Here is a 22,140-nt window from a genome sequence, read left to right as displayed (position 1 = left end):
GTGATCGTCCCTGATCGGAACCGGGTCCGATAACCGATTGAGGAACATGAGCGCATCAATGCCAGCCATTCAATCCGGCTTCAGTAAACTTGACGTGATGCGGCGCCTTGTTGGCACCTGTGCGCTAGACAATAACGCGAGAGGGCGATCCGTTCGAGTTGCGATTCGTGCGCGCATAAAGCAACTCGCCGGCGAGCTTCACGCTCGCCGGCGAGTTGTCGTGTTCTGTGATAAAACCGAGGTCTTACCGGCCGATCAGCCGAACCACGTCCTGCCTCAGCAGGTAGAACGACACGGCCAGCAGGACCACGTCCTTCATCAGGAAGGGCACGTTGCCGGTCATGGCAGGAAAGCCTCCCGCGGCGACGTCCCAGCCTTCCGGCATGAACGGAATGATCGTGACCGTTGCGAAGAAGGTGCCGGTCGAGCCGAGGGCGCCGAGAATGCCGAGCCGCTTGTCCCAGAAGCCCGCGAGCAGCAGAGTCCCGAACGTCCACTCTGAGACGCCCAGGAAATAGCTCGCGCCGGCGTGGCCGAACAGCGGATAGAGCCACCAGATCAGAGGTCCGTTGCTGATGAAGGGGTCCAGCCGCTCGAACTCATACGGAAACCACTTCTGGTAGCCGAAGAAGAAGAACATGATCACCATCGACGCGCGGACGACATGATAGTCGAGATCGTCTGCGAGCAGGCCGGACGCCTCAAGGGCGCGGACGATCGGGTTTTGCGTGGTGTAAGTGGTCGTTGTCATGATCGTGATCCTTTCATTTCAAGGTTCGACGCGCGGTCGCCTTACGCGACCGCGGGGAAGTCGACCTCTGTGTCATTGATGCGGTTGAACACGTTGGTGAAAGCGGTGGTTGCGAATGCCAGGCTGATTTCCACCAACTGCGTGTCGGTGTAGCCGGCGGCCTTGATGGCGGCGAAATCGGCGTCGCTGATGGTGCCGCTGGTCTTCGCGAGCTTGCGGACGAAGCTGACAAGCGCATCGCGCTTGGCATCACCGCTGGACTGGCCGTCGTGGATCTGCTTCACCACTTCCGGCTTGAGCCCGGCAAGCTTGGCGAGATGACCGTGGGCTGCAACGCAGTAGTCACAGCCCGCTGCTTCGCTCACGACGAGCTTGATCGTCTCCTGATCGCGCTTTGTCAGGCTGCCCGATGCGAGAACGGCGTCAGCGGCAAGAACCGATTTCAGCGCGGCGGGACCGTGGGCGGCAATTGCCGTAAAAGTGTTCGGAACGCTGCCGATGACTTTCTTGATCTGAGCATAGATCTGACCGGAGGGACCGGTATCGGCTTCGAGATTCGGGACTGAAAGACGAGACATTGTGATACTCCTTCGTTGGCAGGTGAACGATGCGGAGTATCGATATGAAGTTCGAGATATGTTTTAAATGTCGGTTTATCTCAAGTATATGTTGTTTCGTCTCACGCTGATCTACTCTAATAGGGTCGCCATGGATTGGCTCAGCCGAATGTTCGAAATGATGCCGGTACGCGGGCGGCTTGACCTGCGTTGCAGCTATGGCGCGCCCTGGCGCATCGACCAGGGACCGGGCAAGTCGGACGAAATCCCGTACCATGTCCTGCTTGCCGGTTCTGCGGTGCTCGAGAATCCGGCGGGCGGCCGGCCGCTGCGATTGACGGCCGGCGACATTCTTTTGCTCCCCGGCAATCCGCGTCACGTCATGCACGACGGCAGCGGAGCTTCGCCGCTGCCGGCGCGCGACCGCGCGTCCCTCAACTTCACGATCAGCGAAAATATGGGATCGGACGAACGGCTCGATCTGTTGTGCGGGCATTTCTCGATCGCTCCTCCGCACGACCGGCTGCTGCGCAGCTACCTGCCGCCGCGGCTTGTCGTGCATGCCGGCGCGGGCGCCGGGCAAAAGGACACCGGCACTCAGCTGGCCGGCCTCGTCTCGCTGATGCGCGGCGAAAGCGCAGACGACCATCTCGGCGGCCGGGCGATGCTGAATGCGCTCTCAACGGCGATGTTTGCGCTTGTGCTGCGGCTCGCCAGCGAGACCAACGATGCGCCGCGCGGTCTGCTTGCGTTGGCGGGACATCCGCGCCTCGCGCCCGCGGTGGCCGCCATGTTCAATGAACCTGAACGCGCATGGTCGCTGCCGGAGCTCGCTCGCCTTTGCAACATGTCGCGGGCAACCCTGGCTCGCCAATTCCAGGAGAAGCTCGGGCGTTCTGCCGCCGATCTCCTGACCGGCATCCGGATGACGCTGGCGGCAAACGAACTCAAGCGGTCGTCGACCTCCACCGGCGCAGTGGCGGAGGCGGTCGGATATCAATCAGAGGCGGCCTTCCAGCGTGCCTTCAAGAGCCACGTGGGCATCACTCCGGCGCAGTGGCGCAAAACCCAGGGCGTGTCGGCGCAGGGCATGATGGAAGGCCCTGCGGTCCCCGCTGACATCAAGCTGCTGGACACGGCTGAATCGGCTTCGCCTCGCGAGCGGCGGTCGGAAGGGCAGCAGCCCATCCCCTTGGCGGCGCGGAAACGATCGCGCCGAGATGTCGCCTGAAGCATGATCTGAAGAGATGTAGAGGGCTTTTGCCTGCTACACGCGCCAAGCCTTCGTGCCGGATCGTGCTCGACAAAAGCTAAAGCGCGATGATGATGCTCATCGCGCTTTGGACCGTTTGTGTTGGTTGAAGACCCGTCCCGGCGCCCGCTGCGCCGGGCGATGATTTGCAATCATATGCCCCGCATGTGTGGCCGCTGTGCATCCGATCAACATCCGCGGCAAATGATCAGCTTGCGGTCCAGTTCTTCGTCGAGCTTCTGCTGCTCGCGCTCCCATGCACTCAACTTGTCTTCCTGGGGCACATCGGCCTCGCGCGGCTGCCGATGACCGACCGGAGCAAGCCAGGGCAGTTGCGAGGTCAGTGCGATCGCCTGATTCTCAGAATTGGTGCGCCCTGCACCGGCCTGATCCGAGGTCGCTCGGGCCGACTGGTCGATGGTGCCGCTCTGCTGATAGGACGCATTTGCAGGAGACAGCAGGGCAATCGAGACGAAGCCTGCGACGGTCAAGCCGATCAAATTTTTCGTGATCGAGGTGCGAGACATGGCGACACTCCTTTTTCGTGAGGCTCGGGATGAGCAACTCCGGTAGGCGCCAACATACGGCCCGGTAGAAATCACTGAAGGCCGGCCGGTCTCGAAGAACTGCTCGTTCGTCTCATCATGGCGTCGAACGCTGGCAAGTTCGTAGGAGGCATCCCCATTTATCTCCTGCGCGAAGATGCAATGACGGCAGCGCAAGTCTCGTAATCATAACCACACGACGTCTCGATATGCTGCTGGTTGCGTCTTACTTGGCTGTGATAGATGGTGCCGCACGTGCCATCGGTGATGATTGACAGCGCCTCGTCGGGACATTGGATCGGATGCGACGGGCAAATTTGAGCAAGGGCAAACAGGAGGCCCCAAATGCAACCAGCTACGAAATCTTGCAGCGCTTCGGATTTGTCGCGCGGCGCGTTCAAGGGATTGCCCGGCCAGATCGTGCTGGTGCTGCAGGGAGGAGGTGCGCTGGGATCCTATCAGGTCGGCGTATACCAGGCGCTCCAGGAAGCGGGCATTGAACCGGACTGGATTGTCGGAACGTCCATCGGCGCGATCAACGCCAGCCTCATCGCCGGAAACGCGCCGCAGGATCGACTGCCGCGCCTCAAGGAATTCTGGAGCAGGGTCCAGAGCACCTATCCGACGTACCTTCAGAGCCTGTTTCCGGGTTTCGACCGCAAATGGTCCTACTGGACGACGCTTGCCCGCGGCATATCCTGCTTTTTCACGCCGAATCCGTTGGCCCATTTTGGGGAAGGCTTCCCGCTCGGTGCCGACCAGGCGGGTTTCTATACGACCGCGCCGCTTGAGAAGACGTTGGGAGAGCTTGTCGACTTCGATCTCATCAATCAGGGGACGCCACGCTTGACGGTCGGAGCCGCGCACGTTCGCACCAGCCAGATGACATATTTTGACAGCCGCCACTGTCGGCTCGACGTGAAGCACATTATGGCTTCCGGCGCGCTGCCGCCGGCATTTCCGCCGGTACGCGTCGATGGTGAGCTCTATTGGGACGGTGGCATTCTCTCCAACACCCCGACTGAGGTCGTGCTCGACGACAACCCGCGCAAGGACTCGCTCATCTTCACCGTCCACCTCTGGAATCCGGTGGGCGCCGAGCCGACCACCATGGCCGAAGTGCTCAACCGCCACAAAGACGTTCAATATTCCAGCCGGGTTGCGAGCCAGATCACGCACCATGAGCAGACGCACCGGCTGCGGCATGTCATCAACGAGCTTGCTGCGTACCTGCCGCCGTCTGAGCTCGGCAAGCCCGAGGTCAGGGAAATGTTGAGCTATGCCTGCCAGACCCGGATGCACATCGTTCAGCTGCTCGCCCCCCAACTCGCGCACGACGACTACACAAAGGACGTCGACTTCAGCTCGACCGGCATCAGGCACCGTTGGGAAGCCGGTTACGCTGACACCAGAGCGGTGCTCCGGCGGGAACCGTGGGTCGGTCAGTTCGATCCGCTGTCGGGGATCGTCCTGCACGAGGCCCCAGAGTACAAAGCACTCGCGGCCGAATAGCATCCAAGGCGTGATGGCGATCCAACCTTGTCCGGTCGCGCCCCGGTGATGCGACCGGGCCGGTCTGCGATGGACCTTGGAAGCTTCAATCAACATCGCTTCATGATTTTCCGGCGTCTTTCTTTGCTGTGTTCTCGCCGGAAGCGCATTTGCAAGCGCGGCGTGGAGACGCACTCGCGACAACCATCAGGCTGCAATCCTAGCGCTTCAAAATTACCCCGAGGCACCGATGACGGGATGCCGAAAAAAAGAACTGGCCGGTCGCTTGTCGACCGGCCAGAGTGGCCCGCGAGGGGAGCGGGAGGAGCACTGAGGATTGTACCCTAGCCCATGCGAGCCGAGGGTGCTTTTGCTGAATTGCCGCGACTAGAGGGCTCTTGCGACGATGTTGCGCTCGAGTGCCGTCCGTCACCGAGGGACGCTACGAAGATCGAAATCGGTTCGCGCAGGTTTGCTTGCGACATCTGTATGACCGGCGGGCCTCCGGAAATGCCAAGAGAACGCCGCCGCAGCGGCAAACTTCTGACACATCATCGGGGCGAAAAAGAAAATTCGACATGAAGCGAGCGCGAAGGCAACCCTGGTTCCCGGGCTTGCCGTCGCGCAATTGTTTTTTGAAAGAGGCCATCGTGTCGTACAGACTGTCGCAAGCGATCCTGTTCGCCCTCGCGCTGTTCATCTCTCCTGCCGTCGCCCAGCCACGCGTCCCGCAATCGCCTCCACAGGCCAAGGCCGCCGATGCTCTGACGCCTGATCAGGCGAGGCAGGCGCTCGATACGCTGCAGGATGAAAAGAAGCGCGCGCAAATCATCGAGACCTTGCGCGCCATCGCCACTGCCTCACCGCAGCCAAAGCCGGAACCGCAATCCGCGATTCCCCTCACCGCCGACAGTCTCGGCGCACAGCTCCTGCTCATGGTGTCCGAAGAGGTCGGCGAGATCTCGCGCGAGGTCACCGACGTGGCGCGGACGCTGACGCATTTCCCGGCGTTCTATTACTGGTTCGTGCGCACCGCGAATGACCCGTCGGCCTATCGTCAGCTGCTCGATATCGCCTGGAAGCTGGCGCTGGTGTTCGGATGCGCGCTCGCGGCCGAGTGGGTGGTGTTCCGCGTCATCAAGCGGCCGGTCGCGCTGCTTGAATCGCGCCTGCCGCAAACCGCGCGTGCGCCGGTGCAGGCGCTTGCCATCGCCGGCCCGCCATCCTCGGTGACCGACGTCACCCCCGAGCCCGAACTGCATCGCCGGCGGCTCAGCCTGGCGCGGGTCTGGCAATCGCTGATCCGGCTGCCCTTTGTGCTCGGTCGGCTTGTGCTCGAGCTGTTGCCGGTCATTGCGTTCGTCGGCGTCGCCACAATGGTGCTCGGCACCGAGATCGGCGATCAACCGACCGTGAGGCTCGTGATCCTCGCGATCGTCAACGCCTATGCGCTGTCGCGCGTGATGATCTGCGCCGTGCGGGCGCTGACCGGACCGTTCGGCCTGTTCCGCATGCGCGGCGAGACCGCGGCCTATATCGAGATATGGGCACGGCGCATCGTCGCCGTTGGGGTCTCCGGCATCGCCTTTGCCAATGTCGCGTTGCTGCTCGGCCTGCATCGCGCCGGATACGGGGCGCTGTTGCGGTTGGTGATGCTGATCGTGCATCTCTTCGTTGTCGTCATCATCCTGCAGTGCCGCCGCCAGGTCGCCGACGCGATACGCGCGCCGGCAGATCGCGTCGGTGTCGCTGCAAGGATCCGAAACCGCATCGCCGGCCTGTGGCATGTTCTTGCGATCGCGCTCGATCTCGCGCTATGGGGGGTGTGGGCTCTCAACATCCGCAACGGCTATTCGCTGCTGCTGCAATATTTCGTCGGTACCCTCGCGGTGCTCTTGGTCACGCGCGTCATCACGATCGTGGTGTTGAGTCTGATCGACCGCGGCTTCCGTATCGGTCCTGATATCTTACAGCGTTTCCCGGGGCTGGAAGCGCGTGCCAACCGCTATCTGCCGCTGCTGCGCAGGATCGTCTCGTCGGTGATCGCCTTCATCGGCTTCGTCGCGCTGCTGGAAGTTTGGGGCGTCGACGCCATCGTCTGGTTCTATGGCGGCCAGATTGGCAGCCGGTTGATCTCGGCGGTGGTGACAATCGGTATTGCAGCACTGGTCGCGGCGGCGATCTGGGAAGTCGCGAACGCGCTGATGGACCGCCAGATCAACACGCTTTCCCGGGAGGGGCATTTTGCCCGCGCCGCGCGGCTGCGCACCTTCCAGCCGATGTTGCGCACGGCGCTGTTCTGCCTGATCGTCACCGTGGTCGGCCTGACCGCGCTGAGCGAGATCGGCGTCAACGTCGCGCCGCTGCTGGCCGGCGCCGGTATCGTCGGCATTGCGATCGGCTTTGGCTCGCAGAAGCTGGTGCAAGACCTCATCACCGGGCTGTTCCTGCTCCTGGAGAATACCGTGCAGGTCGGCGACAGTGTCACGGTGTCGGGCCTGACGGGGACGGTCGAGAACGTCTCGATCCGCACCATGCGGCTTCGTGCCGGCGACGGCTCGGTGCATGTCGTGCCCTTCAGCGCGGTGACGACAATCACCAATGCTAGCCGCGGCGTCGGCAACGCGTCCGTCAGCGTCAACGTGGCCTACAAGGCCGACACCGACCGTGCTGGTGAGATCCTCAAGGACATCGTCGCCGAAATGCGCCGCGAGGCGGAATATCGCGCGCTGATCCGGGGCGATCTCGAACTCTGGGGTGTCGACAAGGTTGACGGCTCGATGGTGACGATCGTCGGCCAGATCCGCTGTACCGATGGCGGCCGCTGGCCGGTGCAACGCGAGTTCAACCGCCGCATGAAGCGGCGCTTCCAGGAAAACGGGATCGAGGTCGCGTCCGCAAGCCAGACCATTCTGATGCAGATTCCGGCGCCCGCCGAGCCGGACTCGAATACGATGCCTCGCCGCGCGGCGGGGTAGTCGCGCCGGCCGGGGCGCCCGCGGCGGCGCGGCTCTCTCTCTCGCCAGTCAATTCTCGTCCCTGAGGCTGCGGACGTGCTTGAACTCGTCCATTGGCCGAGGGTGCGGGGCTTGCCTCGTGCCTCTTGCCGATTATCTTGGGAGCGCGAATTGTCGGCACGGAGATCGGAATGACGGTCGATGCACAGAGTTTCAAGCAGGCTATGCGCCAATGCGCGGGCGCCGTTGCATTGGTGACGGTTGGCGCCCAGTCCGGACAGCGGACCGGACTGACGGTGAGTTCGGCCTGCTCGCTTTCCGACAATCCCCCGTCGCTGCTCGTCTGCGTCAACCGTAACGCGAGCGCGCATGCGCGTATTCGCGAGGAGCGCCATTTCGTCATCAACTTCCTGAGCGAGGAGCATGCGCTGCTCGCGCTTACCTTCAGCGGCCAGAAAGGCGTCAACGGTGACGATCGCTTCGCGTTAGGGCGATGGACCACAGGCGCGAGCGGCGCGCCGGTGCTGGAAGATGCGGTGGCCGCGTTCGACTGCGCGTTGGCGCAGGAGCTGGAGACCAGGACCCATTCGGTCTTCATCGGCGAAGTCCGCCACGTCCGCGCGGCGACGGCCGTCGATCCGCTGCTCTATCTGCGCAATGGCTTCCACAGCGTGCGTGACATCCGCGATGCGGTGTCGCTCGGCGACATCGACGCCCGCCGGCTGAGCTGGAACGAGTTCTCCTGATCGGTGCCATTCGCTTCGCCCCGCGCACCGGGAGCGAAACGACTTGCCGGCTGGACCACGGCGAAGTCTCAGATCAGCCGCATCCCCTTAAGGCTCGCATGGCCAGTCTTGCCCACGATGATGTGATCGTGCACGGCGATCCCGAGTGGTTTCGCTATCTCGGCGATCGCCTTTGTCATCTGGATGTCGGCCTGCGACGGTGTCGGGTCGCCGCTCGGATGGTTGTGTACCAGGATCAACGCGGTGGCCGACAGTTCGAGGGCGCGCTTGATCACCTCGCGCGGATAGACCGGGGTGTGGTCGACGGTGCCGGTCTGCTGCACCTCGTCGGCGATCAACTGGTTGCGCTTGTCGAGGAACAAGAGGCGGAACTGCTCCTTGTCGGCGAATGCCATGCCGGATCGGCAATAGTCGATCACATCGTTCCATGACGACAAGGCAACGCTGCGCCGGATCTCGCCCTTGGCGATCCGCCCGGCCGCCGCCGCGATCAACTTAAGCTGATTGATCGAGGCGTCCTTGATACCCTCGACCTCGCGCAGCCGCGCCACGGGCGCATGCACGACTTCGGCGAAGGAGCCGAATCTCTTGAGCAGCGCCTTGGCGAGCGGCTTGGTGTCGCGGCGCGGGATGGCGGCAAACAGCGCCATCTCCAAAAGCTCATAGTCGCTCAGCGCCTCGGCGCCGGCGACATAGAAGCGCTCGCGCAGCCGCTCGCGATGGCCGTGATAATGCGGCGTTTCGTCGGCATCGTCCTTGCTGTCGCGGGTTTCGGCGGGCATCAAGTGCAACCATGCCGTGCCCGGCGGGTTTTGCAAGAGCGGATGATGGCGCATCGGTAGGCCATAGCGGTTTGCCTTGGCCGGACAGCCGAATTACCGTTCCTCCCTGCTTCTGGCATTTGTTGATGGCATCGAGAAAGGTGTTTCATGTGACCCCGTTCAAAGCGATCCGTGCCCGCGCCGAGAAGCGCAAGGGCGGGCCGAAGGCGCTGGAGAAGCTGTTACGGCCGGTCGCGGGCGCGAAGGCGCTGGCCAAGCTGGGCGACGACCGAGTGCTTGCCGAAATGACCAGACGCGTATTTTGCGCGGGCTTTGCCTGGAGCGTGATAGATGCGAAATGGCCGGGCTTCGAGGAGGCCTTCCTTGGCTTTCAGCCTGCCAAGCTTGCGTTCAAGCCGGACGAATATTGGGAGAAGCTGACCAGCGACACCAGGATAGTCCGCAACGGCGCCAAGATCATGTCGGTACGTGACAATGGCCGTTTCGTGCAGGAGATCGCGCGCGAGCACGGCAGTTTTGGCAAATTCCTCGCGGCGTGGCCGTCCTCCGAGGAGGTCGGACTGTTGGACTTGCTCGCCAAGCGCGGCAGCCGGCTCGGCGGCAACACCGGGCAGATGCTGCTGCGCTTTATGGGGTGGGACGGCTTCGTCACCTCGCGCGACGTGGTTGCCTGCCTGCGCGATGCCGGCCTCGACATCGCCGAGGAAGTCAAGTCGAAACGGGATCTCGCGAAAGTGCAGGCACAGTTCAACGCCTGGGCCGATGAGACCGGCTTGCCCTACACCCACATCTCGCGCATCTGCGCGATGTCGATCGGAGAAAACCACACGCCCGAGGAGATCGTCGAGCGCACGCGGAGCGACTATTGATCGCGCCGCGGCTTGTTACACCGCTACCCAGGGCTTCTCGCCATGGAGCGCCGACAGCGTGAAGATCTCGACGCCATCCGCGGTGACGCCGACCGAATGCTCGAATTGGGCCGACAGCGAGCGGTCGCGGGTCACCGCGGTCCAGCCGTCGGAGAGGATCTTCACGTGCGGCTTGCCGAGATTGATCATCGGTTCGATGGTGAAGAACATGCCGGGCCTGAGCGGCACGCCCTCGCCGGGGCGGCCGATATGGATGATGTTCGGCTCGTCGTGGAACAGCCGCCCCAGGCCGTGGCCGCAGAAGTCGCGCACCACGCTCATGCCCTGCGGCTCGACATAGCTCTGGATGGCGTGGCCGATATCGCCGGTGGTGGCGCCGGGCCGCACGGCGGCGATGCCGCGCATCATCGCCTCGTAGGTCACTTCGATCAGCCGTTCGGCCTTGCGCGCGATTGCGCCGATCGCATACATGCGGCTGGAGTCGCCATACCAGCCGTCGACGATGAAGGTGACGTCGATGTTGACGATGTCGCCTTCCTTGAGCGGGCGGTCGCCGGGCATGCCGTGGCAGACCACGTGATTAATGGAGGTGCAGGTCGAGTAGCGATATCCGCGATACATCAGTGTCGCCGGATAGGCGCCGTGGCTGAAGGCGAAGTTGCGGACGAACTCGTCGATCGTCGAGGTCGGGACGCCCGGCTTGACGATGTCGGTCAGCTCGTCGAGGCACTTCGACACCAGGCTCCCTGCCTTGCGCATACCGGCAAAGCCGCTCTGCCCGTGCAATTTGATCTGTCCGGTCTTGCGCAGTGATGTATCGGTGGCTTCGATATAGCTCATGGGCGGGGCGGTTCGGTGCAAATGGGCTGGTTGGAGGACCTTAATTTAATGATCGCGGCCGCCCGCGCAAGCCAAGGCCGAGCATGGGAACGATACCCGAACGCTTAATTTCCACCGGAAACCTCAACGACGCTCTCGATCGGCAATGCGCCGCCACGGATGCGGAGTTCCCGCACCGGATAGGGTACTCGGATGCTCTGGCTCTTGAACGCCTCCCAGAGCGCCAGCATCACGTCGCTCTTCACATTGTCCATACCGTCGGGGTCGGAGATCCAGAAGGTTAACGAGAACTTCATGCCGGCCTCGGCGAATTCGGTCAGGATGCAATTCGGCGGCTTGCCCTTGGTCGCGCGCGGGTGCGCCGCGGCGGTCTCGATCGCGAGCTTGCAGACGAGGCGCGGATCGGCGTCGTAGTTGGTGGCGAAGGCGATCTTCACCAGCGTGTTCTTGTCGGTATAGGTCCAGTTGGTGACCTTCTGCGTGACCAGGTCCTCGTTCGGGATCAGGAACTCGCGGCCGTCGCCGGCGGCGACCGAGATGTAGCGGGTCTTCATCGCGCTGATGCGGCCCTGGCTGTCGCCGATGGTCACGAGGTCGCCGGGTTTCACCGATTTGTCGGCCAGGAGGATAATGCCGGAGATGAAGTTGGCGACAATCTTCTGCAGTCCGATACCGATGCCGACGCCGACCGCACCGGAGAACACCGCGAGCGCGGACAGGTTGATGCCGACCGCGCCAAGCGCGATCGTGATCGCGACCACCATCAACCCGATGCGGATGATCTTGACCAGCAGCACCTGGATCGACGGCGTCAGGTCGGTGGCGCGGTTGATGCGGCTCTCGACGAAATTGCTGGCAATGTTGGTGAGCCAGAGCGCCACGATCAGCAGCGCGCCGGCCTTGATCAGCAAGAGCGGCGTCAGCCGCAGGCCGCCGACCACGATCGCGTAGGAGTCCAGTGTCTCGGCGGCCCAATCGAGTTCGCCGATGATGCTAAGCGCCGCGACCACCCAGGCCGCCAGCGACACCAGGCGGACGATGAAGGCGTTCTGGATCACCGAAGTTACGAGGCGGATGACCAGCCACGCCAGCGCCAGCTTGGCGGCGACGGCGAGCAGGTAGCTGCGGCTCGGCCAGGTCGTGTGCCACATGATGACGCGCGAGATCACCATCAGCACCGCGAATATGGCTGTCGAGGCGCTCGCCACCATGACGCGCGCGAAGTGCCGCAGCGGCAGCGGCCAGCGCATCGCCAGCGATGTCATGTCGACCCGCGCGTGAATGGCGGCGTCGGCCGCGTAGGCGACCCCGGCGCCCACGAGCATGATGCCGAACTGAAGGTAGAACCAAGGGGAGGCGATCTCGGCGCCGACCGAGCGCGCCGCCATTTGGATCGATTCCAGAACGTCCTTCATATCCATCGGGAAAATCTCAATTGAAGCGCAGGTCAGGTGAGTGTGATTCGAAGGCCCGGCAGAATCCCACAAAGGCGCGCGTGCGACCATCGATACGACACGGTCGAGGCGGCGTAAGGCCGTAACGAAGGGCAGATTGCCGCGACGACCAGAAATCGGTTGGCGTCCAAGTGTGGCGACGATAAGGATGCAATTCCAAGCATTTGACACCCCTTTGAAGGCGCATGGCTTCTCTCGACTCGGTCAGTATAGCGATCCTGCTCGGCGCGGTTCTGGTGATGGCCGGGATCCTGTCGAGCCTGTTGGCCCTGCGCTTCGGCGCTCCCTTGCTGCTGGTGTTCTTGCTGATCGGCATGTTGGCCGGCGATTCCGGGCCGGGCCAACTGCAGTTCGACGACGTGCGAACCACCTACCTCGTCGGCTCGGTGGCGCTGGCGCTGATCCTGTTCGACGGCGGATTGAAGACACGCTTTCACAGCATCCGCACCGTGCTCGCGCCGTCGATGGTGCTTGCGACCGTCGGCGTGCTTTTGACCGCCCTGATCACCGCGCCGGTCGCCAGATATGCGCTGGACCTCAACTGGACCGAGTCGCTCCTGGTGGGCGCGGTGGTTGCCTCGACCGACGCTGCCGCGGTGTTCCTGCTGGTGCACACCCAGGGGCTGAGGCTGCGTCCTCGCGTCGGTGCCACGCTGGAGGCGGAATCCGGCACCAACGATCCGTTCGCGATCTTCCTCACCTTGATGCTGGTCGAGTTCATCTCGATCGGCGGAAGCTCGGCGTCGCATATCGGGGCGGAATTCATCCGCGAGGCCGTACTCGGCGCCATCATCGGGGTGATCGGCGGCCGGCTGGTGGTGCTGGCGATGAACTATGTCGCGCTGCCGCAGGGGCTGCATGCGCCGTTCGTCACCACGGCCGCCTTGGTGATATTTGGCGGCTCGCAGATGGCGCATGCATCGGGATTTCTCGCCGTATATCTCGCCGGCATCATTATCGGCAACCGGCCGACCCGCGCGCACAATTCCGTCGTGACCTTCCTCGACGCCGCGACCTGGCTTGCGCAGATCGTGATGTTCGTCCTGCTCGGCCTTCTGGTATCGCCGCATCGCCTGCTCGCAAGCGCCAGCGGCGCGGTGCTGGTGGCGTTTGCGCTGATGCTGATCGCGAGGCCGCTGGCGGTGCTGATCTGTCTTGCGCCGTTCAAGTTCAATTGGCGGGAAAAGGTCTTCATTGCCTGGACCGGCCTGCGGGGTGCGGTCGCGATCTTTCTCGCCTCGATCCCGATGCTGGTCGGCCTGTCCAAGGCCTATCTCTACTTCGACGTCGCTTTCGTCGTCGTCATCATCTCGCTGCTGTTGCAAGGCTGGACGCTGGCGCCGGCGGCACGGCGGCTGCATGTCGCGCTGCCGCGCGCCGAACGCGGTCCGCGGCGCGTCGAACTCGACCTGCCCGGCCAGCTCGAACAGCAGCTCGTCGGCTATCCGGTGCGGCCGAAGAGCCTGTATTTCCGGCGCGGGCTGATCCCGTCCTGGTCGAAGCCGACGCTCGTGATCCGCGACGAGCGGATCCTGACGCCGGCCGAGGCCGATCCGATCGCGCCCGGCGACTATCTCTATCTGCTGGCGCCGCCGGAACGTGCCGAATCGCTCGACCGTTTCTTCGTCGACATGGCGCCGTCGACCGCCCCCGATCCGCATCTGCTCGGCGACTTCATGGTCTCGGGCGAGCACACGCTCGGCGAACTCGCCGAGATCTACGGGGTCAAGGTCGACGAGCACCAGGCCAAGCTGACGCTGGCCGATTACTTCGACATCAATCTCGACCGCGCGCCGAAGCAAGGTGCCGAGCTCGCGCTCGACTCGATTGTGCTAGTGGCGCGCAATATCGGCGGCGGGCGCGTCAACGTCGTCGGCCTCCGCTTGCCGGAAGAGGAGGAGCAGGTTGCGCCGGCGACGCGCGCGCAGGCCTTGAGGCGTAAGCTTGCGGATATCTGGGCGTCGGTGGCGGGCGTTTAATGTGGCGGCGGCTTACTGCTTTCGCAGGAAGTTCGAATCCGGGGCGAATTTGCTGATCAAGTCGGTCAGGCTTTTGTCGACCGGCCCGCTCGCCGCCTCCTTTGCGTCGGAGGCCGGCTTGGGCGGCTCGGGGTTTTCGGGCGCCTTCTCGCCGGATATCTCCGCCAGCGCTGCGATCAGCGACGCATCAGGCTCGCCGGTCGGTGCGTTGTCCGGCGGCGACTGGCCCTTGGGGATGCTGCCAAGAGCAGGCTCCCGCCGGGTCGGGGCCGCGGGCCGGGCGGTTTCGGCCCTGTTTTCCGAAACGACGCGCCTCGCGGCGGCCTTGGCAGATGCCTCTTCGAAGGCGGCAATCACCGACGCTTCGAGATCGTCCGTCCGCTTTGCCGGCGCGCGCGACAAACGGTCTGGCCGTTTGTCTTCGGAGGCAGTGACCGCCTGCGGCCCTGGCCGGAGAACCGGCGGCGGCGGCCCGGGCGGAGTTGGAAGTGGGGGCGGCTGGCTCCCGCGCGCCCTTGCCACGATCGCCTCGACCACATCAGCGAGACGGCTCTTGTCGGGGGCCGCCAGATAACTGGTCGCGAGCTCATCCACATATTGCGGCCCGTAATCGGCGAGGACCGCCACGACTTGCTCGAGATCGGGATCGCTCGCGACGAGCACGCGCCAGGCCTCCCTGTCGTAGGAGGCATCGCCGCGGTTCGCCGGTCGGTCGAGCCGGCGCCGCTGCAGCGAGGGCGCAGCCTCGCGTGGGGCTACAGGCCCGATGGTCGGGGGCTGTAGTCCGACTTCGAGGGCGGGAAGGCCGAGCTCCGCCGCCACCGCCACCGCGGGATCTGCCGGTCCCCGGCTCCGCGGGGGCATCTGCAGCACGATCAAGCCGATACCCATCAACAGGAATCCGAGCGCGGCCCACGCGATCGTCGCGCAAAGCAGCAGGCCGACCAGCAACAATATCCAGCCAGTATTCCGCAAAAACCCGCCTTCCCGGTTGCGCCCGATATGATTGGGCCCTAGCCAACAAGCTAGACCATCTTATGCCAGCTTGCGCGGAAAACCGTTAGCTACGGCGTCGCCGTCAGCACCTTCACGCCGCCGAATGCGGTGACTTCGCCGCGGCGGAGCATCACGATCTGGGTAGCGAGCTGGCGGAGCTCGGCTGCATCATGGCTGACATAGACCATCGGGATACCGGCCTCATCCCGCAGCCGCACCAGATAAGGCAGGATCTCCAGCTTGCGTCCCTCGTCGAGCGCGCCAAGGGGCTCATCAAGCAGCAGCAGCCGTGGCCTGGCCAACAGCGCGCGGCCGAGCGCGACCCGCTGGCGTTCGCCGCCGGACAGTTTGCCCGGACGGCGGTCGAGCAGGTTGCCGATGTCGAGCAGCTCGACGATGCGCCTGCGCTGCGCGGGATCGTCGACAAGGCCGTTCATGCGGCGGCCGTAGTCGAGGTTCTGCCGGACGTCGAGATGAGGGAACAGCCGGGCGTCCTGGAAGACATAGCCGATGCGGCGGCGAAAGGTCGGGATGTGGATGCCGGCCGCGGTGTCGTCGACGGTCTCGCCGTCGATCTCGATGGTGCCGCGGTCGGGGCGCAGCAACCCGGCAATCGTGTTGATGAGCGAGGTCTTGCCGGAGCCTGAGGCTCCGAACAGGCCGGTGACGCGGCCTTGGCTCGTGAAGGAGGCCGATAGTTGGAATTCACCGAGCTGCTTTTTGACATCGACGCGCAGCATGGTCAGTTCCCGTGCAGGCGCTGCGTCGCGCGGCGCGCGAACCACTCGGAGCCGATCAGCGCCCCCATTGCGATGATGACGGAGATGATGACGAGCCGTCCCGCTGCCGCGTCGCCATCAGGCGTCTGGATCAGCGAATAGATCGCGGAAGAAATGGTCTGGGTTTCGCCGGGAATGTTGGAGACGAAGGTGATGGTCGCGCCAAACTCGCCGATCGCCTTGGCGAAACCGAGCACCATGCCGGCGAGCACGCCCGGGAGCGCCAGCGGCAGCGTGACCGTGAAAAACACGCGCCATGGCGCGGCCCCCAGCGTCTCGGCTGCCTGCTCCAGGCGCCGGTCGATCGCCTCGATCGAGAGCCGGATCGGCCGCACCAGCAGCGGAAACGACATCACGCCGCAGGCGAGCGCGGCGCCAGTCCAGCGAAACGCGAAGACGATGCCGAGATAATCGGCGAGAAAGCCGCCGACGAGCCCGCGGCGGCCGAACGTCAGCAATAGAAGATAGCCGGTGACCACCGGCGGCAGAACGAGCGGCAGATGAACCGCAGCATCGAGCACCGATTTGCCCCAGAAATCGTGGCGCGCCAGCGCCCAGGCAAGCGCAATCCCGAACGGGGTAGCCACCAGCGTTGCGATGATGGCGACCCGCAGCGAGAGCAGGATCGCCGTCCATTCGGTCGGCGAAATCTCAAACACTTCTGCTTCAGGTCGTCGGGCTGATCAGGAACTTGAAGCCGTATTTCTCCAGGATCGTCTTCGCCGCCGTCGAGCGCAGGAAGGCGAGATATTCGGCGGTCTCCGGCTTCGCCGTCGTGGTCGCGGCGACCGGGTAGATGATCGCGGGATGCGAATCGGCGGGAAAAGTACCGACGACCTTGACGCCGGGCTCGACCTTGGCATCGGTCGAATAGACGATGCCGAGCGCGGCCTCGCCGCGCGCCACCAATGTCAGCGCCGCACGCACGCTTTCGGCCATCGCGAATTTCGGCTCGGCCGCCTGCCACGCGCCGAGTTTCTCCAGCGCCGCTTTGGCGTATTTGCCTACCGGCACCGACTTGACGTCGCCGGTGGCGATCTTGCCGTCTCCGGCGAGCTTTGCGAGATCGAAGCCCTGGGCGATCGTGACGTTGTCGATTTTGGAATCCTTTGGCGCGATCAGCACGATGCTGTTGCCGAGCAGATTGACCCGTGTCGGCTCGTTGATGGTCTTCTGCTTGATCGCATAGTCCATCCAGTCGGTGTCGGCGGAGACGAACACGTCGGCCGGCGCGCCCTGCTCGATCTGTTTCGCAAGCGCGGAGCTTGCGGCATAGCTGGCGCTGACCTTGACACCTGTCTTGGCGGTATAGGCTGCGTTGATGTCGTCGAGCGCGTTCTTCATCGAGGCGGCGGCGAACACGGTGAGGGTCTTGTCTTCTGCGGCCGCAGGCGAGTGCGTCGCGCCCAGCAGGATGACGAAAGCAGCGAAAAGTCCGGCAATGCGTGACATGCGAAGCGCTCCGTGCGAGCTCGCGCGCAAATGGCCACGCGAGTCAGGCGTTGGTGAGTCAGGAATGCGACGGACGGAAGCGCTGTTCCGCAGCTCCCCGGAGGACTTACGGTCGTCAGGGATATCGCGATAGCCCAACAATATCAGGCTGGTCGGCCGGGTAAAGGCGGCCGTTTGTCCAACGGACTCCTTTACTCTGTCGGCAGGATTGCGATTGAGATCGAATTTTCCCTGGTGCCGCTGATCTGCAGCACGAATGGGCTCGCGGAGAGCTCATATTTCATTGTCTTGCGGATACCGTCGCAATCGGTCGCGCCGCTGAAAGCCTTGGGCCTAAGGAAGTGTCCGCCCTGCACCATATCGACCCAGGCGCCGGCGGACAGGCTGACAGTATAGAGCCCGGCCTTCGGCGCTGTCTTGAAGCTGGTGAAGCCGGCAAAGGTGCCGTCCTTCGGCGCGCGCTCAGGCGGCGTCGGCAATTTGGCATCCGCCGGCGCAGCTAGCGCCAGCGTGATGCCCGTTGCCGGCAACGCCGCCTGCTCGCTCCCCGATGCAAGCCTGGCGCGATCGGGCGCGGTGAGCGCCGCGCGCTCGCGATCGATCGGCCATTTGAACTTGTCGCAGCCGCTCGGTTCTTCCGCGGCGAAGGCGGGGACGGCACCGAGCAGCAGCAACGCGGTGAGAAGCGGTTTGCGCACTTAGTCCACCGCGATCATTACGTCCGACGCCTTGACGACGACGATGACCTTGCCGCCCACTTTGATACCGAGGTCGTCAACTGCCTCGTTGGTGATCGCCGATGTCATCACATTGCCGCCGATATCGACGCGAACGTGAGAAGTGGTCGCGCCCTTCTTCACCTCGACGACGGTGCCCTTGATCTGGTTACGTGCACTGATGCGCATGACGGCTCCTCGCAATTGTTGCATTGCTGCGCAATTGTTCGCGCAGATGTGACGTTAAGTTGAAGTGTCGGGAGATCATCGTTCCCGGGAAGTAGCGCTGACGGCGCTACGATCCGTACCCTAGCAATTCCGATAAGGCGTGGATAGCGGCCCGACGATGTTACGGCCTAGCGTCTGGCGCGTTCAGCACGGTTTTGCAGGCGGCTGGCATCTGCGCGAGCGTCATCGGCGGACGCGGTTTCGGCGGCTTCGGCGGGGGCTTCGGGTGCAGCACCGAATCCTTGAACCAGTAGGCAAGATCGTCCGGTTTGCAGCCTTCGTCCTCCGACTGCGACCGTTGCCCCTCGCATTCTGGGCTGCCCACAGGGCAGCGCATGCGGATGTGGAAGTGGTAGTCATGGCCCCACCACGGCCTGATCTTTGACAGCCAGCTGCGGTCGCCCGTGGCTTCACGGCACAGCGCCTTCTTGATCGCGGCGTTGACGAAGATGCGTTGCACGGCCGGCTCCTGTGCCGCGTCTCTGATGACGAGAACATGACTCGGCGTGAAGACTTTTGGATCGATATCGAGCCGGTCGTCACGTACCATCATCACTGCCGACGTCTCCTCGCGTTCTTCGCGCGACAATCTGCGATCCGGCATCGGTGTCAGCCAGATGTCGGCATCGAGCCCTATCTGGTGACTGGCATGGCCGCTCAGCGCTGGTCCGCCGCGCGGCTGGCCGATGTCGCCGACCAGGATGCCCGGCCAGCCTGCATCCTTGCGCGCCTTGGCGGCGAGCCGCTTCAAGAGCGCGATCATGTTTGGATGGCCCCAATAGCGATTGCGCGACAGCCGCATCACCTGCCAGGTCTCGCCGTTGAGCGGCATCTGCTCGGCGCCGGCGAGACAGCCCTTGGCATAGGAGCCGATCGAACGCGTCGGCATCGCCGCCGGCAGCACCTTGCGCGCGAACAACTCCTTGGCTGCGATCTTCGGATCGTGCGGGTTGGCGAGCGGCGGCAGCGGCTTGGGATTGAGCGAGCCCTTGTCCTGCGCCCGCGCGGATGCCGCGCTGGCGACGAAGACGATTGCGAGAAGCGGGATCAGAAGCAGGCGGGGTGTCATCGGATCACTCTGTCCACACGAGCCTAGCATGGATTTCCCGGGCACGGGCCGCACATCAATGGCAATCGGTTGATCGCCCACAGCCTGGACTCGACCCGCGCCTGCTTGCTCACGTTGGGGTGCCGCGCGATCACGAATTAGAAGGCACCCCGAAACGGGTCGTGTCGTTAACCGCACCATAACCCCATTGTTCGCTGACGAATTTTGGTGCGTGAGGCGCTTCATCCGCGCATTCATTGTGCAAGCACGCGCATGTTTACGGAATTCTCACCATGCCGCGATGCGTCTGCCGTGCGAATGTGCGATGGATGTCGCGCGGACCGCGTCAGAGCCTCGCGCCGCGCGGAGAGGCGCCTCTTAATCGGGCAGCCGACAGGTCATCGCCCGGTCCGGGCGGACGGCAATAGACACTAATTTTTCAGACACTTATCGCAGAAGTACCGCCAAACTGAAAATGCGCGTGAGGCGTGCGATGCCGGCAATACGGCCAAAGAAAATCAAGCAACCGAAGCGGGCCGCCGAGTCCCGTCGTCCGGGCCAGTCGGCCAAGGCCGTGCCGAAACTGGCAAGCGATTCGCGCCGAGCCGCTGGTGCGATTGGCGAAATGGTACGCCGGCGCGCCGAGGCCGAGGCGGCGATTGCGGAGGCCCGCAAGTCCCATGAGAGACTCCGCGAAGCAATCGATATCCTGCCGCAGGGCATCGTGTTCCTGGATGCCGACGGCCGCTACATCCTCTGGAACAAGAAATACGCAGAAATCTACAAGCGCAGTTCCGATCTGTTCGAGCACGGCGCGCGCCTGCAGGACACCATCCGGATCGGCGTCGAGCGCGGCGACTATCCCGAGGCCAAGGGCCGCGAGGAGGAATGGATCGCCGAACGGCTCAAGAAGCTTTATCAGCCAGGCGAACGGCATGAGCAGACGCTGGCGGACGGCCGCGTCATTCTGATCGAAGAGCGGCTGACCTCGGATGGCGGCATCGTCGGGCTCCGGGTCGACATCACCGAATTGAAGCAACGCGAGGCGTCGTTCCGCCTTTTGTTCGACGGCAACCCGGTGCCGATGATTCTGTGCGCGCTCGACGGGGAGCGCATCCTCGGCGTCAACGATGCGGCAATCGCCCATTACGGCTACGTCCGCGCCGATTTCGAGAGGCTGACGATCAAGAGCCTGCAGGCGTTCGATACGGAACTGCCATGGGCCGCCGGGCGCAGCAGCGACGAGCAGGCGGCGCGGACCTGGAAGCATGTGCGCGCCGACGGAACGCTGATCGATCTCGCGATCTATTCGCGCCAGTTGATGTATGGCAATCAGCCGGCGATGATGCTCGCTTTGATGGACATGACCGAGCGCAAACGAGCCGAGGCGCGGCTTGCCTTCATGGCCCAGCATGACGGTCTGACCGGGTTGCCGAACCGAAATCTGTTGCGCCAGAGGATGGACGAGATGCTGCTGCACACGCGCCGCAGCTTGGACAAGGTCGCGGTGCTGATGCTCGGGCTCGACAGTTTCAAGGCGGTCAACGACACGCTCGGCCATGGCGTCGGCGATAAGTTGCTGCGCCACGTTGCAAAGCGGTTGCGCTCGACCTTGCGCGAGGACGACGCGCTGGCCCGCCTCAACTCCGACGAGTTCACGATCGTGCAATGCGGGATCGCACGGCCCGAGGACGCCGCGCTGCTCGCCAAGCGCATCCTCGAGGTGATCGGCGAGCCCTATCTGCTCGACGGCCATTCGGTAACGATCGGCGCCAGCATCGGAATTGCGATGTCGCCCGGCGACGGCGAGGATTCGGAGAAGCTCTTGAAGAGCGCCGATATGGCGCTGTCGCGCGCCAAGAGCGAGTTCCGTGGCACCTTCTCGTTCTTCGAGGCGGAGATGGACGCACGCGCCCAGAGCCGCCGCAAGATCGAGGTCGATCTGCGTGATGCGATCCATAATGAGGACCTCCGGCCGTACTACCAGCCGCTGGTCGATCTCACGAGCGGCCACATTACCGGGTTTGAGGCCCTGGTGCGCTGGCTGCATCCGGAGCGCGGCATGATCTCGCCCGGTGAGTTCATTCCGGTCGCCGAAGAAACCGGCCTCATCAACCCGCTTGGCGGACTGATGCTGCGCTGCGCCTGTCTGGACGCGGCACAGTGGCCGGACGACGTTCGCGTTGCGGTCAATCTCTCGCCGCTGCAATTCCGCGCCGGCAATTTGCTGACGCTCGTCACCGACGCGTTGAAGCAATCCGGCCTGCCGCCGCGGCGGCTCGAGCTCGAGATCACCGAGACGCTGCTGCTGGAGAAGAGCAGCAAGGTGCTGGCCACGCTGCACGCGCTGCGCGCTCTCGGTGTGCACATCTCGATGGACGACTTCGGCACTGGCTATTCGAGCCTGAGCTACCTCCGCAGCTTTCCGTTCGACAAGATCAAGATCGATCGGTCCTTCGTGCGCGACCTCGGCTCCAACCGCGATGCCCAGGCGATCGTCCGTTCGATCATCAGCCTCGGCATCGGCCTTGGCGTGACGATCACCGCTGAAGGCGTCGAGACCGAGGCCGAATTGAGCTGTCTGCGCACCGAAGGCTGCCATGAGGCCCAGGGCTTCCTGTTCAGCCGCGCGCGGCCGAATGCCGACGTTGTCAGCCTGCTGAGGGCGCAGCGCGGCGGGGCGGCGGACGCGGCGTAG

The 22,140-nt window shown here is 63.9% G+C and carries 20 protein-coding genes; 7 read left to right on the top strand and 13 right to left on the bottom strand.

Going from position 1 to position 22,140, the window contains the following annotated elements; translation table 11 throughout:
• Positions 1 to 244: 244 nt before the first annotated feature.
• Both JQ553_RS29510 and JQ553_RS29505 read right to left on the bottom strand, forming a co-directional pair.
• Entirely contained in the window at positions 245 to 751 is a 507-nt protein-coding gene (locus JQ553_RS29510) for a YkgB family protein (protein WP_212503570.1), read from the bottom strand.
• 41 nt (positions 752 to 792) lie between these two features.
• Positions 793 to 1,329, bottom strand: coding sequence for a carboxymuconolactone decarboxylase family protein (locus tag JQ553_RS29505; RefSeq protein ID WP_212503569.1), 537 nt, complete (start codon positions 1,327 to 1,329; stop codon positions 793 to 795).
• Positions 1,330 to 1,459: 130 nt separating this feature from the next.
• Here JQ553_RS29505 and JQ553_RS29500 point away from each other — a divergent pair, with 130 nt between their 5' ends.
• Positions 1,460 to 2,539, top strand: a complete 1,080-nt coding sequence (locus JQ553_RS29500; RefSeq protein WP_212503618.1) for an AraC family transcriptional regulator — start codon at positions 1,460 to 1,462, stop codon at positions 2,537 to 2,539.
• Between the two features lie 209 nt (positions 2,540 to 2,748).
• Here the strand turns inward: JQ553_RS29500 and JQ553_RS29495 are convergent, their stop codons facing one another.
• Positions 2,749 to 3,282 (bottom strand): hypothetical protein, encoded by a 534-nt coding sequence (locus JQ553_RS29495; RefSeq protein ID WP_212503568.1) that lies wholly within the window; start codon positions 3,280 to 3,282, stop codon positions 2,749 to 2,751.
• 168 nt (positions 3,283 to 3,450) lie between these two features.
• Between JQ553_RS29495 and JQ553_RS29490 the strand changes: the two genes are divergently transcribed.
• The 3 genes from JQ553_RS29490 (at position 3,451) to JQ553_RS29480 (ending at position 8,299) form a co-directional block, all read left to right on the top strand.
• Positions 3,451 to 4,617 carry a patatin-like phospholipase family protein gene (locus tag JQ553_RS29490; protein WP_212503567.1) on the top strand — a complete coding sequence of 389 codons (1,167 nt, stop codon included), beginning with the start codon at positions 3,451 to 3,453 and terminating at the stop codon, positions 4,615 to 4,617.
• 557 nt (positions 4,618 to 5,174) lie between these two features.
• Positions 5,175 to 7,574 carry a mechanosensitive ion channel domain-containing protein gene (locus tag JQ553_RS29485; protein ID WP_249144657.1) on the top strand — a complete coding sequence of 800 codons (2,400 nt, stop codon included), beginning with the start codon at positions 5,175 to 5,177 and terminating at the stop codon, positions 7,572 to 7,574.
• Between the two features lie 170 nt (positions 7,575 to 7,744).
• Complete coding sequence (locus JQ553_RS29480; RefSeq protein WP_212503565.1) at positions 7,745 to 8,299, top strand: flavin reductase family protein; 555 nt, start codon at positions 7,745 to 7,747, stop codon at positions 8,297 to 8,299.
• A gap of 68 nt (positions 8,300 to 8,367) precedes the next feature.
• Here JQ553_RS29480 and radC read toward each other — a convergent pair whose 3' ends face one another.
• Entirely contained in the window at positions 8,368 to 9,081 is a 714-nt protein-coding gene (gene radC, locus JQ553_RS29475) for a RadC family protein (RefSeq protein ID WP_212503564.1), read from the bottom strand.
• A 149-nt stretch (positions 9,082 to 9,230) separates the two neighbouring features.
• On the opposite strand from radC, the gene JQ553_RS29470 reads away from it, so the two are divergent.
• Positions 9,231 to 9,950, top strand: coding sequence for a DNA-3-methyladenine glycosylase I (locus JQ553_RS29470; RefSeq protein ID WP_212503563.1), 720 nt, complete (start codon positions 9,231 to 9,233; stop codon positions 9,948 to 9,950).
• A gap of 15 nt (positions 9,951 to 9,965) precedes the next feature.
• Here JQ553_RS29470 and map read toward each other — a convergent pair whose 3' ends face one another.
• Positions 9,966 to 10,790: a type I methionyl aminopeptidase gene (gene map / locus JQ553_RS29465; RefSeq protein WP_212503562.1), complete on the bottom strand. Its 825-nt coding sequence runs from the start codon at positions 10,788 to 10,790 to the stop codon at positions 9,966 to 9,968.
• A gap of 104 nt (positions 10,791 to 10,894) precedes the next feature.
• A complete protein-coding gene (locus JQ553_RS29460) occupies positions 10,895 to 12,211 on the bottom strand; it encodes a mechanosensitive ion channel family protein (RefSeq protein ID WP_212503561.1) in 1,317 nt (438 codons plus the stop codon).
• A gap of 218 nt (positions 12,212 to 12,429) precedes the next feature.
• Here JQ553_RS29460 and JQ553_RS29455 point away from each other — a divergent pair, with 218 nt between their 5' ends.
• Positions 12,430 to 14,223, top strand: coding sequence for a potassium/proton antiporter (locus JQ553_RS29455; RefSeq protein ID WP_212503560.1), 1,794 nt, complete (start codon positions 12,430 to 12,432; stop codon positions 14,221 to 14,223).
• Positions 14,224 to 14,235: 12 nt separating this feature from the next.
• On the opposite strand, the gene JQ553_RS29450 is transcribed toward JQ553_RS29455, so the two are convergent.
• From JQ553_RS29450 to mepA, 7 genes are all read right to left on the bottom strand, one after another.
• Complete coding sequence (locus JQ553_RS29450; protein WP_212503559.1) at positions 14,236 to 15,198, bottom strand: hypothetical protein; 963 nt, start codon at positions 15,196 to 15,198, stop codon at positions 14,236 to 14,238.
• Between the two features lie 89 nt (positions 15,199 to 15,287).
• Positions 15,288 to 15,959 carry a molybdenum ABC transporter ATP-binding protein gene (gene modC, locus JQ553_RS29445; protein WP_212503558.1) on the bottom strand — a complete coding sequence of 224 codons (672 nt, stop codon included), beginning with the start codon at positions 15,957 to 15,959 and terminating at the stop codon, positions 15,288 to 15,290.
• A 2-nt stretch (positions 15,960 to 15,961) separates the two neighbouring features.
• Complete coding sequence (gene modB, locus JQ553_RS29440; RefSeq protein WP_212503557.1) at positions 15,962 to 16,657, bottom strand: molybdate ABC transporter permease subunit; 696 nt, start codon at positions 16,655 to 16,657, stop codon at positions 15,962 to 15,964.
• Between the two features lie 7 nt (positions 16,658 to 16,664).
• Positions 16,665 to 17,450 carry a molybdate ABC transporter substrate-binding protein gene (gene modA, locus JQ553_RS29435; RefSeq protein ID WP_212503556.1) on the bottom strand — a complete coding sequence of 262 codons (786 nt, stop codon included), beginning with the start codon at positions 17,448 to 17,450 and terminating at the stop codon, positions 16,665 to 16,667.
• A 191-nt stretch (positions 17,451 to 17,641) separates the two neighbouring features.
• Positions 17,642 to 18,148 (bottom strand): hypothetical protein, encoded by a 507-nt coding sequence (locus JQ553_RS29430; RefSeq protein WP_212503555.1) that lies wholly within the window; start codon positions 18,146 to 18,148, stop codon positions 17,642 to 17,644.
• On the bottom strand, positions 18,149 to 18,355 hold the full coding sequence (locus tag JQ553_RS29425) for a molybdopterin-binding protein (RefSeq protein WP_212503554.1): 207 nt from the start codon (positions 18,353 to 18,355) through the stop codon (positions 18,149 to 18,151).
• A 160-nt stretch (positions 18,356 to 18,515) separates the two neighbouring features.
• On the bottom strand, positions 18,516 to 19,463 hold the full coding sequence (mepA, locus tag JQ553_RS29420; RefSeq protein WP_212503553.1) for a penicillin-insensitive murein endopeptidase: 948 nt from the start codon (positions 19,461 to 19,463) through the stop codon (positions 18,516 to 18,518).
• Positions 19,464 to 19,935: 472 nt separating this feature from the next.
• Between mepA and JQ553_RS29415 the strand changes: the two genes are divergently transcribed.
• A complete protein-coding gene (locus JQ553_RS29415; protein WP_212503552.1) occupies positions 19,936 to 22,140 on the top strand; it encodes a bifunctional diguanylate cyclase/phosphodiesterase in 2,205 nt (734 codons plus the stop codon).

Source organism: Bradyrhizobium lablabi (assembly GCF_018131005.1).
GTDB classification, from domain to species: Bacteria; Pseudomonadota; Alphaproteobacteria; order Rhizobiales; family Xanthobacteraceae; genus Bradyrhizobium; species Bradyrhizobium lablabi_D.
Note: the sequence above shows the minus strand (reverse complement) of the source record. Positions and strands in the feature narration are given on the sequence as shown.